Origin of the sequence: Nocardia sp. NPDC058519 (assembly GCF_042719755.1) — a bacterium.
GTDB lineage: Bacteria > Actinomycetota > Actinomycetes > Mycobacteriales > Mycobacteriaceae > Nocardia.
The window spans coordinates 87,417-99,889 of record NZ_JBHXNK010000012.1 but is presented as its reverse complement, the minus strand read 5'-3'; the positions used below and the strand labels follow the sequence as shown (position 1 = coordinate 99,889).

The 12,473-nt window shown below is 68.2% G+C and carries 9 protein-coding genes; 6 read left to right on the top strand and 3 right to left on the bottom strand.

The window, feature by feature from the left end:
- Positions 1-93 precede the first annotated feature (93 nt).
- From ACFWPK_RS15955 to ACFWPK_RS15945, 3 genes are all read left to right on the top strand, one after another.
- A complete protein-coding gene (locus ACFWPK_RS15955; RefSeq protein ID WP_378916091.1) occupies positions 94-2,418 on the top strand; it encodes a transglycosylase domain-containing protein in 2,325 nt (774 codons plus the stop codon).
- Between the two features lie 177 nt (positions 2,419-2,595).
- Positions 2,596-3,051 (top strand): GyrI-like domain-containing protein, encoded by a 456-nt coding sequence (locus ACFWPK_RS15950; RefSeq protein WP_378916088.1) that lies wholly within the window; start codon positions 2,596-2,598, stop codon positions 3,049-3,051.
- Positions 3,051-3,482, top strand: coding sequence for a GyrI-like domain-containing protein (locus tag ACFWPK_RS15945; protein ID WP_378916085.1), 432 nt, complete (start codon positions 3,051-3,053; stop codon positions 3,480-3,482). The genes ACFWPK_RS15950 and ACFWPK_RS15945 overlap by 1 nt, the downstream gene beginning before the upstream one ends.
- 71 nt (positions 3,483-3,553) lie before the next feature.
- Here the strand turns inward: ACFWPK_RS15945 and ACFWPK_RS15940 are convergent, their stop codons facing one another.
- Positions 3,554-4,663 carry an inositol-3-phosphate synthase gene (locus ACFWPK_RS15940; RefSeq protein WP_378916082.1) on the bottom strand — a complete coding sequence of 370 codons (1,110 nt, stop codon included), beginning with the start codon at positions 4,661-4,663 and terminating at the stop codon, positions 3,554-3,556.
- Entirely contained in the window at positions 4,656-5,213 is a 558-nt protein-coding gene (locus ACFWPK_RS15935) for a PadR family transcriptional regulator (protein WP_266295864.1), read from the bottom strand. The genes ACFWPK_RS15940 and ACFWPK_RS15935 overlap by 8 nt, the downstream gene beginning before the upstream one ends.
- Positions 5,214-5,602: 389 nt before the next feature.
- Between ACFWPK_RS15935 and ACFWPK_RS15930 the strand changes: the two genes are divergently transcribed.
- The 3 genes from ACFWPK_RS15930 (at position 5,603) to ACFWPK_RS15920 (ending at position 10,903) form a co-directional block, all read left to right on the top strand.
- Entirely contained in the window at positions 5,603-6,019 is a 417-nt protein-coding gene (locus ACFWPK_RS15930) for a DUF5318 domain-containing protein (RefSeq protein WP_378916079.1), read from the top strand.
- 942 nt (positions 6,020-6,961) lie between these two features.
- Positions 6,962-9,142 (top strand): transglycosylase domain-containing protein, encoded by a 2,181-nt coding sequence (locus ACFWPK_RS15925; RefSeq protein ID WP_378916278.1) that lies wholly within the window; start codon positions 6,962-6,964, stop codon positions 9,140-9,142.
- Positions 9,143-9,163: 21 nt separating this feature from the next.
- Positions 9,164-10,903, top strand: coding sequence for a glycosyltransferase family 87 protein (locus ACFWPK_RS15920; protein WP_378916076.1), 1,740 nt, complete (start codon positions 9,164-9,166; stop codon positions 10,901-10,903).
- A 14-nt stretch (positions 10,904-10,917) separates the two neighbouring features.
- Here ACFWPK_RS15920 and ACFWPK_RS15915 read toward each other — a convergent pair whose 3' ends face one another.
- The gene (locus ACFWPK_RS15915; RefSeq protein WP_378916073.1) at positions 10,918-12,471 is read right to left on the bottom strand and encodes a TerD family protein; all 1,554 of its coding nucleotides are present in this window, start codon (positions 12,469-12,471) and stop codon (positions 10,918-10,920) included.
- Positions 12,472-12,473 lie beyond the last annotated feature (2 nt).

Here is a 12,473-nt window from a genome sequence, read left to right as displayed (position 1 = left end):
CCGGGTTCTGCCGCTACCGCCGGGTAGAGTCGCCTGCACCGATATCGACGTCGGTGCAGGTGAGTTCTTCTGCTCGCTCCGAAAGGAGATGGTGTGGCCTCCCAGCGCGGGCGCGGGCGTTCCGATGAGGACGCGCCGTACACCTCGATTGCCGGGTTCCGCGATCCACTCGCGAAGGAGCAGAAGCCGAGCAAGGGTGCGGCGCGACGGGCTCAGGCGGCGCGCCTGGCCGCCACCGAAGGGCCCCGCGACAAGGGCGCCGCGCGACGGGCACAGGCTGCCCTGCTCGGCACCGACGACCAGCCCTCGGAACGCAAGCCGCGCACCAGGGGCCAGCGCATCCGGCGGCTGCTGCTCGCGTTGTTCGTGATCTTCGTGTGTGTGCCCGCGCTGCTGTTCGTCGCGGTGTACTGGAGTTCGGAGATCCCCGAACCGGCCGAGGTCGCGGTCGAGCAGCCCGCCACCGTGCTGGCCGCCGACGGCACCACGGTTCTGACGAAATTCATTCCGCCACAGGGCAATCGGATACCCATCCCGCTCACCGATGTGCCGTATCCGGTGCGTGACGCCGTGCTGGCGGCCGAAGACCGCACCTTCTATACCAACGCCGGGTACTCGACCAGCGGCTTCCTGCGCGCCGCCCGCGACAATGTGACCGGTCAGGACTACGCGGGCGGCGGCTCGACGATCACCCAGCAGTACGTGAAGAACGCCTTCCTCAGCTCCGAACGCACCGTCACCCGCAAGATGCGGGAGCTGATCATCGCGGCCAAGATGGCGCGGCAGTGGAGCAAGGACGAGATCCTGTCCGCCTACCTCAACACGATCTACTACGGGCGCGGGGCGTACGGGATCGCGGCCGCGTCGAAGGCCTATTTCGACAAGCCGGTGCCGGAGCTGACCCTCGCCGAGGGCGCGGTGCTGGCGGCCGTGATCCGCTCGCCTTCGGTGCTCGACCCGGAGAATCATTTCGATCAGTTGCGAGCACGCTGGCAGTACGTGCTCGACGGGATGGTCGAGATGAGCGTGCTCGCGCCCGGCGACCGTGACGCGACGGTGTTCCCGCCGATCATCCCGCTCGACGATGTGCCCGCCGAAGCGACGACACTCGGACCGGAAGGACATATCCGCACCCAGGTGCTGCGCGAATTGCGGGCCGCCGGCCTCGACGACGCCGACATCAACACGGGCGCACTGCAGATCACCACCACCATCGATGCCGCGGCGCAAGCGGGCGCGGTCGATTCGGTACGTGAACGGTTCTCGTGGCAGCCGCCGGAACTGCGCTCGGCGGTGGTGTCGATCGATCCGCGCAGCGGGGCCGTGCGCGCCTATTACGGCGGCGAGGACGGGGCCGGGTTCGATTTCGCGCAGGCACCGCTCCAAACAGGCTCCGCGTTCAAGGTTTTCGCGCTCGTCGCCGCCCAACGGCAGGGCATTCCGGTGACGCGGGCGATGGACAGCTCGCCCATCACCGACCGCGGCACCGAGATCACCAACGTCGAAGGCGACTCGTGTGGGCGCTGCTCGCTCGCCGAGGCGCTCAAACGCTCACTGAACACCAGCTTCTACCGGCTCACCATGACGATGGCCGACGGCCCGCGCTCGATCGCCGAGGCCGCGCACCTGGCAGGCATCCCCGAGTACATTCCCGGCGTCGACGGCGTCACCCTGGCGGAACCGGACGGCTACCCGCTCAACGGGATCGTGCTCGGGCAGTATCTGGTGCGGCCCATCGACATGGCGTCGGCGTATGCGACGCTGGCCGCCTCCGGGGTCTATCACCGGCCGTACTTCGTGCAGAAGGTGAGCACCGGTGACGGCCGGGTGCTGCTCGACCGCAGCTGGGAAACCGCGACGGGCAAGCGACATTCGGAGCCCGAGCAGCGGATCTCGGCCGAAATCGCCGATGCGACTACGTCGGCGATGCTGCCGATCGCCAACTACTCCAACGGCCACGGGCTCGCCGAGGGCAGGCAATCGGCGAGCAAGACCGGAACCACCCAGCTCGGCGAGACCAAGGACAACAAGGACGCGTGGATGGTCGGGTACACGCCCTCGCTGTCCACCGCGGTGTGGGTGGGCACCGAGCACCCCCAGCCGCTGCGCAACGGTCGCGGTGGGGCCATCTGGGGTTCGGGACTGCCCGCCGACATCTGGAAGCAGTCGATGGACGCCGCACTGGCGGGGACACCGGTCGAGCAGTTCGACACACCACCGTTGCCGAGCCCGCCGCTGGTGCCGGTGCCGGGTACCGGGACGGCGCCGACGCAGGGCCGTGGCTTCGACATCTTCGGTCCGCCGACGAACTCGCCGAACAATCCGCCACCGCCGCCGTTGATCATCATCCCGCCAGCACCGAACCCGTCGGCCCCCGGTGAGCTTTTCCCCGGGCTCGGGGGTGAAGGGCCGCGATAGATCACGAGTTGGCGCAGCCGGACCCGACTACCCTAGGGACATGGCAACATCGTTGCCCAGAGCGCGAACCGCCCGACCAGGGGTCGACTGATCCCGGCGCGGAACCTGTCGGACCGATACGGGAGGATGTGCGGTCGGTACCGACATGCGACGACACTAGACATAGGGGCTACGCAGGTGGATTTCAATGTCGTTGACCGTCCCGAGACGCTGATCGCGGGCACGGTGCTTCGCAGCCCGGCGCTCGCCGTCGAGGGGCCGCGCCGCGCCAAGGTGGTCGAGGCGTGGGCGAACCTGCGGACGAGAACGTTACCGGGGCCGGTCGCGACGGGCTATGTCGATTTCGCGCCGGAGATCAACTCCTACCTGACCCACATCGTCGGATACGAGTGCAAAACTCTCGCCGACCTACAGGTGGGCGATGTGCTCGGCAAGATTCCGGCGGGCCGCTACGCGCGATTCGTGGCCAGTGGCGACAACCTCGGCGACACCATCGTCGGGCTGTGGCGCCAGGTGTGGGACGCGGAGGCAGCGGGTGAATTCGTGCGCGCCTATACCGGCGATTGCGAGCAGTATCCCGACGAGCGCACGGTCGAGATCTTCGTTTCGCTGACCGATGAGAAGGACAGCTGATGGCCGTGGATTTCGAAATCGTCACCCTCGACGACGGTTTGATCGCGGGTCTCACCGTGCCGCTGGCCGGGCGCGAGGTGACCGCACGCGATCTCGACCTGGTGAATTTCACCTGGGATAGGTATCTCTCGCGGGAGAAGATGGTTCCCCGCGCGGCTGCCTACATCGGGCAGAACGATCATGCGGTGGCCGTGCTCGGCTACGAGGTCGGCGGGCTGGAGGACGTCGACCACGGCGACGTGCTCACCCGCATTCCCGCGGGGCGCTACGCCAAGTTCGTGGTCTCGGACAAGCCCTACGATCTGCTGCGTACCGCATGGGCCCAGGTGATCAAGGCCGAGAACGCGGGCACCATCACTCGCTCGCACACGGCGGAGCTGGAGCGCTACACCGGCCCGACTTCGGTCGAGGTGTACGTCTCCCTGGATTAGAACTCCCTGGATTACAAAGAAAGCCGGTGTCGCACGAAAGTTCGTGCGACACCGGCTTTTTCGTTCAGTGATTAATCGGCACCGATGATGAACGCCTCGAGCTGAGTGCGCGCGACATCGTCGGCGATCTGCTCCGGCGGGGACTTCATCAGGTAGGCAGAGGCCGGGATGACCGGTCCGCCGATGCCGCGGTCCTTGGCGATCTTCGCTGCGCGGACGGCGTCGATGATGATGCCTGCCGAGTTCGGCGAGTCCCACACCTCGAGCTTGTACTCCAGGTTCAGCGGGGCGTCACCGAAGGCGCGACCCTCGAGGCGCACGTAGGCCCACTTGCGGTCGTCGAGCCACTCCACGTAGTCCGAGGGACCGATGTGGACGTTGCGGTCGTGGACCTTGCCCGCGAGCGAACCGGTGAGGTTCGACGTGACGGCCTGGGTCTTGGAGACCTTCTTCGACTCCAGCCGGTCGCGCTCGAGCATGTTCTTGAAGTCCATGTTGCCGCCGACATTGAGCTGGTAGGTGCGATCGAGCACCACGCCGCGGTCTTCGAACAGCTTGGCCATCACGCGGTGGGTGATGGTCGCGCCGACCTGGGACTTGATGTCGTCGCCGACGATCGGGACACCGGCATCGGTGAACTTCTTCGCCCAGACCGGATCGGAGGCGATGAAGACCGGCAGCGCGTTGACGAAGGCGACGTCCGCGTCGATCGCGCACTGCGCGTAGAACTTGTCGGCCTCTTCCGAACCCACCGGCAGGTAGGAGACGAGCACGTCGACCTTGGCATCCTTGAGCGCCTTGACGACGTCGACCGCGGGGGCCTCGGACTGCTCGATGGTCATCGCGTAGTACTTGCCGATGCCGTCGAGGGTCGGGCCACGCAGGACCGTCACATCGGTCGGCGGCACATCGGAGATCTTGATGGTGTTGTTCTCGCTGGCGAAGATGGCCTCGGCCAGGTCGAAGCCGACCTTCTTGGCGTCGACATCGAACGCGGCCACGAACTTCACGTCGCGCACGTGGTAGCTACCGAACTTGACGTGCATGAGGCCGGGAACGACCTGGTTCTCGTCGGCATCCTTGTAGTACTGCACGCCCTGCACCAGCGACGATGCGCAGTTGCCCACACCGACGATCGCGACGCGAACTTCGCCGGACCCAACCTTGTTGACATCACTCATGGCCGCTCTTTCCCTCTTTCTGTGGTGCCGCCTTCGTCGATTGCTCCGCCGCAATCAACTCGTTGAGCCAGCGCACTTCGCGCTCGCTTGATTCCAATCCGAGCTGGTGGAGCTGGCGGGTGTAGCGATCCAGCGAGCCGCTGGCCTTCTTGATCGCTTCCCGCAGACCCTCTCGGCGCTCCTCGACCTGGCGTCGCCTGCCCTCCAGAATTCGCATTCTCGCCTCGGCGGGAGTGCGGCTGAAGAAGGCCAGGTGAACGCCGAAACCGTCATCGGTGTAGTTCTGCGGACCGGTGTCGGCGAGGAGTTCAGAAAACCGTTCCCGCCCAACCGGCGTGAGCCGGTAGACGCGGCGCGCACGGCGCGCGATCGCGCCCTCCGGAAGCTCCTCGGCGATCAACCCGTCGGCCTGCATTCTGCGCAGCGTCGGGTAGAGCGAACCGTAGGAGAAGGCCCGGAACGCTCCGAGCAGGCCCGTCAACCGCTTGCGCAGCTCGTAACCGTGCATGGGCGCGTCGAGGAGCAGGCCGAGAATCGCCAATTCGAGCACTGCCGACCTCACTCCCTGACTATGACGACCTGACAGGCCGAACAGACCTAACCGTGGATGCGAGTTCCAACTATATCGGAGCGATACATCTACGCACAGTCGAATGTGACGCAGGCGTCATTCCCGCAGGTCAGCGCAGTGGGGTGAACTGGCGCTTTTTACGGGTGCGTCGGCGTCAAGCATGCTCGACGCCGCTGGGCGATCGATGTCACGTACCCGCGAGACCGGATGGGCGACCCCCGATCGAGGTCTGCCGGGCATCCGCGTGCCGCGCGTCGCCTCACCTGCGAAAACACCCGGATCTGCCCCGAAATAGCCGGAGTGGTCAGGGAGATCGGATCAAACGATGCCGTGGGCACGCGTATGCGAACCCCGCTACTCTGGTGATCGTGCGAATTCAGCGGCAGGTGGTGGACTATGCGCTCCGGCGCCGGTCCCTGCTGGCCGATGTCTACGCGGGGCGGGTCGGCGTCGCCGAGGTGTGCGACGCGAATCCGTATCTGCTCCGGGCCGCCAAGTTCCATGGCCGGGGCAGCGAGGCGACCTGCCCGATCTGCCGGAAAGAGCAGCTGACGTTGGTTTCGTGGGTGTTCGGCGATGGGCTCGGCCAAGTGGCCGGGTCGGCGCGAACGCCCGAGGAACTGATTCGGATGGCCGAGGCGAACGAGGAATTCTCGGTGCATGTCGTCGAGGTATGTCGCTCGTGCAGCTGGAACCATCTGGTGCAGTCGTATGTGCTCGGCACGGCTCCCGCCCCCGCCAGGCGACGGACGAGTTCGCGAGCCCGGCGCTCTGCTGCCGAATGATGGCTTGCGCAGCGACGGGGCTGCCCGGTGACGGGCGGCCCGCACAAGTGATGGTGGCCACCGCGTGATGCGCCACTGTTCGGGGTGCACCCTCTCCGCGCCGGTACTCCGGCGCGGATGTTGTGTGCCCGAACCTTACAAGTTATGGAGATCTGGTCAGTGAGTTCGCCCTACGAGTCCTCCCCCCACGGCGATGATCCGCGCGGCGGCCGTCCGGCTCGGGGTGCGCAACCGGGTCTCCCCCCACAGTCGGGTGATCGGCCCGGCGGTCCCCCGCCGCGTCGGCCGATGCCGCCCGCGGGCCCGCGCCCGCAGGGTGCGCCCGGTGGTCCCGCGCAGGGTGGGCGTCCGCAGGGTGGTCCGGTGCCTGGAGGGCGTGGTCCGCAAGGGCCGCCGCCGAATCGTCAGCAGGGTCCCCCGCCCGGTGGGATGCCACCGCGTCGGCCTGGTCCGCCCCCGCAGCGTCCGGGTGGACCGCAGGGTGGACCCGCTCCGCAGGGTGCGCCCGGTCAGGGCAGGCCGCCGCAGGGCAGGCCCGCGCAGCCGGGCCGTCCCGGCACGCCCGCTGCCGGTGCCACCCAGAAGTTGCCGCGTCCCGGCGGCCCCGACGAGTCGACCGTGCGTTCGGGTCAGACCGGTGCGGGCCGGGCCGTGCGTGGTGCGAACGAAGACGTAGCGCGGACAGCTCGCGCGGGCGGTGCCGCCGCGGCCGCGCGGGCCGGTGCGGGGCGACGCCCCGGTGGCCCTACGTCCGGTGAACGTCGCGCCACCGTGGGTGGCCCGAGCACCGGTGAACGTCGTGCCGCGGGTGTGGGTGGCACACCACCGCCGACCGGTCCGCGCAGCCGCCGCGCCGGCGGCGGGGGCGACGACGGCTCGGGTAGTGCTGGTGCGGTGAAGAAATCGCCGTGGCGGATCGTTCGCCGGACGCTCTATGTCCTGATGGCCCTTGCCATCGTCGTGCCGAGCGCGGTGTTCCTGGTCGCCTACACGGCGGTATCGGTGCCGAAGCCGGGCGATCTGGAGACCAACCAGGTAGCGACGATCTTCGCCAGCGACGGCACCACCGAGATCAGCAAGGTGGTTCCGCCGCAGGGCAACCGCACCGAGGTCTCGATCGATCAGATCCCGCCGCACGTGCGCAATGCCGTGATCGCCGCCGAGGACCGCGACTTCTACACCAACCCCGGCTTCTCGGTCTCGGGCTTCGCCCGCGCCGCCCGCGACAACATCCTCGGCAAGGAAAGCGCCGGTGGTGGTTCCACGATCACCCAGCAGTACGTGAAGAACGCGCTGGTCGGTGACGAGCGGTCGATGACGCGCAAGATGCACGAGCTGGTGATCTCGGCCAAGATGGCGCGGCAGTGGAGCAAGGAAGACATCCTCGCCGCCTACCTGAACACCATCTACTTCGGTCGTGGCGCGTACGGCATCGACGCCGCGTCCAAGTCCTACTTCGGCAAGCCGGTGCAGGAGCTGACCGTGGCCGAGGGCGCTGTCCTCGCCGCCACGATCCAGCTGCCCTCGATGCTGGATCCGGAGAAGAACCCCGAGGGCGCGAGGACGCGCTGGAACTACGTGCTCGACGGCATGGTCGCGGAGAACAACCTGCCCGCGACGGAGCGTCAGGGGATGCAGTACCCGCAGGTGGTCTCGCTGGAATCGCTGGGCGACAAGAACAACGACGAGGGCCCGTCCGGCCTGGTGAAGAACCAGGTGCTCCAAGAGCTCTCGACCGCCGGCATCAGCGAGCAGCAGCTGAACACCGAAGGCCTGCAGATCACCACCACGATCGACCAGAAGGCGCAGGACGCCGCGATCAAGGCCGCGCAGGGCAAGCTCGAAGGCGAGCCGGAGAACCTGCGCACCGCGGTGGTCTCGGTCGACCCGCGCACCGGTGCGGTCCGCGCCTACTACGGCGGTAGCGACGGTCAGGGCTTCGACTTCGCCAATGCCGGTCTGCCGACGGGTTCTTCGTTCAAGGTGATCGGCCTTGCCGCGAATCTCGAACAGGGCGTTCCGCTTTCGCAGCTCTACGACAGTGGACCGATCACCGTCAACGGCATCAAGATCGGCAATGTCGAGGGCGAGGGCTGCGGCATGTGCACCATCGCCGAGGCGCTCAAGCGTTCGCTGAACACCAGCTTCTACCGCATGCAGCTGGACATGCAGAACGGTCCGCAGAAGATCGCCGATATGGGCCACAAGCTCGGTATCGCGAAGGAGCTGCCCGGTGTCGGCGAGACGCTGACCGAGCCCGGCGGCGTGGGCCCCAACAACGGCATCGTGCTCGGCCAGTATCAGTCGCGGCCGCTCGACATGGCCTCGGCGTATGCCACCCTGGCGGCGTCGGGCGTCTACCACGCGCCGCACTTCGTGCAGAAGGTCGTGACCGCCGACGGGCAGGTGCTGCTCGACCGCGGCGAGCCCGCCGGTGAGCAGCGAGTGAGCGCGGCCGTGGCCGACAACGTCACCGCGGCGATGAAGCCGATCGCGGCGTACTCGCGCAACCACAACCTGGCCGGTGGCCGGGAGTCCGCGTCCAAGACCGGCACCCACCAGCTCGGCGACACCGGCAACAACCGCGACGCCTGGATGGTCGGGTACACCCCGTCGCTGTCGACCGCGGTATGGGTCGGCACCGAGCAGGGCGACCCGCTCAAGAACTACGGCGGCGGCAGCATCTACGGTTCCGGTCTGCCTTCCGACATCTGGAAGGCGACGATGGACGGCGCGCTGTCGGGCACGTCGAACGAGTCGTTCCCCAAGCCCACCCCGATCAAGGGCCAGGCCGGTGTGCCGGAATGGTCGGCGCCCTACACCGCGCCGTCCACCACCGCTCCGGCGATCGTGCCGCCGGTGATCGTGCCCTCGCAGGTCGAGATCCTGCCCGGCATCCGGATTCCGGTGCCGGGGGTGCAGCAGCCCGCGGTGCCGCAGTCGCAGCAGTCGCCTGCTGAGACCGGTGCGGGCCCGCTGCCCGGTCAGCCGACGGCAGGCCCGGATGGCTCCCCCGCGACGCCGGGAAATGGCAACGGCGGGTCGACCAGACCGAGTAACGGCGCCTCGGGCAACGACAACGAGAGCAGCGGCGCGGGAACCACGCCGACCCGATCCCGGTAGCCACCGGTAGCCTCGGATGTCGTGACCGATCAGCAACTCGCGGACCAGCCGGCGTCGAGTGGTACCCGGCCGGGCCGCGAGGTGGGGTACGTGGCGCCCGCCCGGCTGGCACCCGACCTGCGCTCGATCGATGCGCGGGACCGGCCCAGCCGCAACGATTCACTGACCGCGCAGCTCTCCACCGTGATCGGCGGCCCGGTCGGCGATCACGCGCTGATCGGGCGGGTGCGGTTCTGGACGCCGCTGCGGGTGCTGTTCGCCTTCACGGTGATCTTCCTGGCGCTCGGCTGGACCGCCAAGGCCGGCTGCATCCAGCAGACCAGCGACGGCGAGGGTGGCCTGATGCTGGACTGGAACAACGGCCGCCAGTACGTGGCCATGTGCTACTCCGACACGGTGCCGCTCTACGGCGCCGAACGGCTCAACGAGGGCGCGTTCCCGTACAAGAAATCCTGGACCGAATCGACGCCCGACGGTGGCACCGAGACCAGATACATGGAGTATCCGGTGCTTTCGGGCCTGTACCAGTACGCGGCGATGCAGATCGGCAATGTCTGGGATCACCTGCCGCTGCCCGGTGCGCTGTCGGTGGTGGTGTACTTCAACGTTGTCGCACTCGGCCTTTCGGTCGGGTGGCTGATCACGGTGTGGGCGTCGTCGCGATTAGCCGGGCGCCGGGTTTGGGACGCTGCGTTGATCGCGGTGTCGCCGTTGGTGATCGTGCACATGTTCACCAACTTCGATGCTCTCGCAACGGCTTTCGCGGCGACGGGGCTGTTGGCGTGGGCGCGGCGTAAGCCGGTGCTCGCGGGCGTTCTGCTCGGACTCGGCGGGGCGGCGAAGTTGTATCCGCTGTTGCTGCTCGGGCCGATCGTGGTGCTGTGCATGCGGATCGACCCGATGCAGCGTCAGCCCGCCGCACGGGCCGGGCTGCGGTTGCGCGATGTCGACAGTCTCGAAAGCGCCCGCATCTGGTTGCGTGAGACACCGGCGAGGACACACCTTTTCGCATTGCGCCCGCTCGGCGCGGCCACCCTCACCGTGCTCGCCGCCGCGGGAACATGGGCTGCGGTGAACCTCCCGATCGCGGCGCTGTACCCGGATGGCTGGCGGGAGTTCTTCCGGCTCAACACCACTCGGCACGCCGACCCCGATTCGATCTACAACGTGATCACCTCGTTCACCGGCTGGACTGGCTTCGACGGCCCGATCGGGCACGGCGAACCGCCCACCATCCTGAACACGGTCTCGCTGCTGGCCTTCGTCGCCGCCTGCGCGGGCATCGCCTACCTCGCGCTCACCGCGCCACGGCGCCCACGCCTGACCCAGCTGTGCTTCCTCGTCGTCGCGGCCTTCCTGCTGACGAACAAGGTGTGGAGCCCGCAGTATTCGCTGTGGCTGGTGCCGCTGGCGGTACTCGCGCTGCCGCATCGGCGAATCCTGCTGGCCTGGATGACGATCGACGCACTCGTCTGGGTACCGCGGATGTACTACTACCTCGGCGAGGACAACAAGGGCCTGCCGGAACAGTGGTTCACCGGCACCGTCGTCCTGCGCGACCTGGCGGTACTCGGATTGTGCGCGCTGATCGTCTACGAGATCCTGCGCCCCCAGAACGACGTCGTCCGTCGCGACTTCGTCGACGACCCGGCAGGCGGCGTACTCGACCGCGCCCTCGACCCACTACTCCCCTGGCTCCCGGAATTCCTGCGCCCGAGGCAGGCAACGATCAGCTCCCGACCCGTGTCGGTGCTGAACTGACCGGAACCCCGGTTCTACATTCGTAAGTAGCGGGCCTGGAGTTCGGGCTCGGCGGGGAGCATGTCGAGGTCGAGTTCCCAGGCGTTGCCTGTCCATGGGTCGAAGAGCGGGGTGCCGGGCATGGTGGGCAGGTGTCTGCACGACTGGGCCAGCAGGTCCACCGGGCCGTCGCCGAATTCACCGCTACCGCTGCCGACTATGACCAGGGACAGGCCGATCAGGTCGCCGCGGACCATCAGTTGGCCCAGGCGCACCACATCGCTGCCCTGGTAGCCGTGGGGGAAGTCGGCGGCGACGAGGATGCGGTGTTCGGTGGGGGGTACGGCTTGTCCGCTGTTGTAGGCGATTTCGGCGAGTTCGGCCGCGTGGGCGAGCTCGGCGAGGCGGGCGGAGATGTCGCCGTGGTCGGCGATCACCGGGCCCGCCAAGAGTGGGGCGAGGGGGGCGGCGAGGGTGCGCAGGCCGCCGGTGAGGTCGATCAGGTCGACCTTGGTCGGCTTGTCGGGGATCGCGGCGACGAGGCGGGCCACCAGTGCGCCGATCACGCGTGCGGCCGCGCCGGTGGATTCGGTGTCGACCCACAGCGGCCGATTCAGCGGCACCGGAACGCAATACGGCACGCGAAGGCCGCCGCGGTCGAGCGCGTAGAGCTCGCCGAGGCGGATGCCGTCGCTGCGGGCGGCGCGGGTGGTCCATGCGGGAGCGAGCCAGGAGGCCAGCGCGGCGGGCATGGAGGCGTCGGCCTCGGCGATCTCGTGGCCGAGCTGGTCGCTGTCGCGACGGTGGTCGGCGTCGGCGAGGGCCACCAGGTCGTCGTGGCGACGTTGCGCTTGGGCGCGAGCCGCGTCGGCGGCGGGGGTATTACGGGTCGCCGGGTTCGAAACCGCTTCGGAGAGTTCCTGATCCAGGCGTTTGGTCGCGTAGTCCCGGGCCGAGACGAGCGCGGCGGCCGAGCGGGCGGCGTCTTCGAAGATCATCCACATGCGTTGCAGGCCGTGGTCGACCTCGAGCGGAATGCCCGATGTGGGTACGGGTCTCGCGACCGTCTCGGTGGGGGCGCTCGGCGGTGCCAGTGGTGCGGGCTGCCACGCCTGCGCCGGTGCGGGCTCGGGCGCGGTCACGCCGTGCGCGGTGAGCAATTGTGCCGCGCCGCCCGCGTAACCCTGACCGAGCGCCCGCAACTTCCAGCCACCACCGCGCCGGTACACCTCGAGGCAGATCAGCGCGCTCTCACCGGACGTGGGCGCGATGACGAATTCAGCAGCCGGACTGCCGTTTTCGTACAGCGCGGCGGTGACGGTGCCCAGCGTCTGCCCGCCGACGACGAACAGCAGCACAGCATGCGCGTCGGACCTGATCTGCGACAGCGTGAGATCCACCGCCGCCCCGGCGAAGCTCACGCCAGGTGCCGCGGGCCGCGACGCGCACACGTGATCGTGCACGTCGCGAACCCGCAGATCCTCGCCGACCACCAGCGCGCCGAGTTCGACGGCGCCTGCGGTCTGCGCGGTGAAGCGCACGGAATCAGCGGTCAGAGCAGTGTTCTGCCCCGCCTTCAGGTGAATCACGG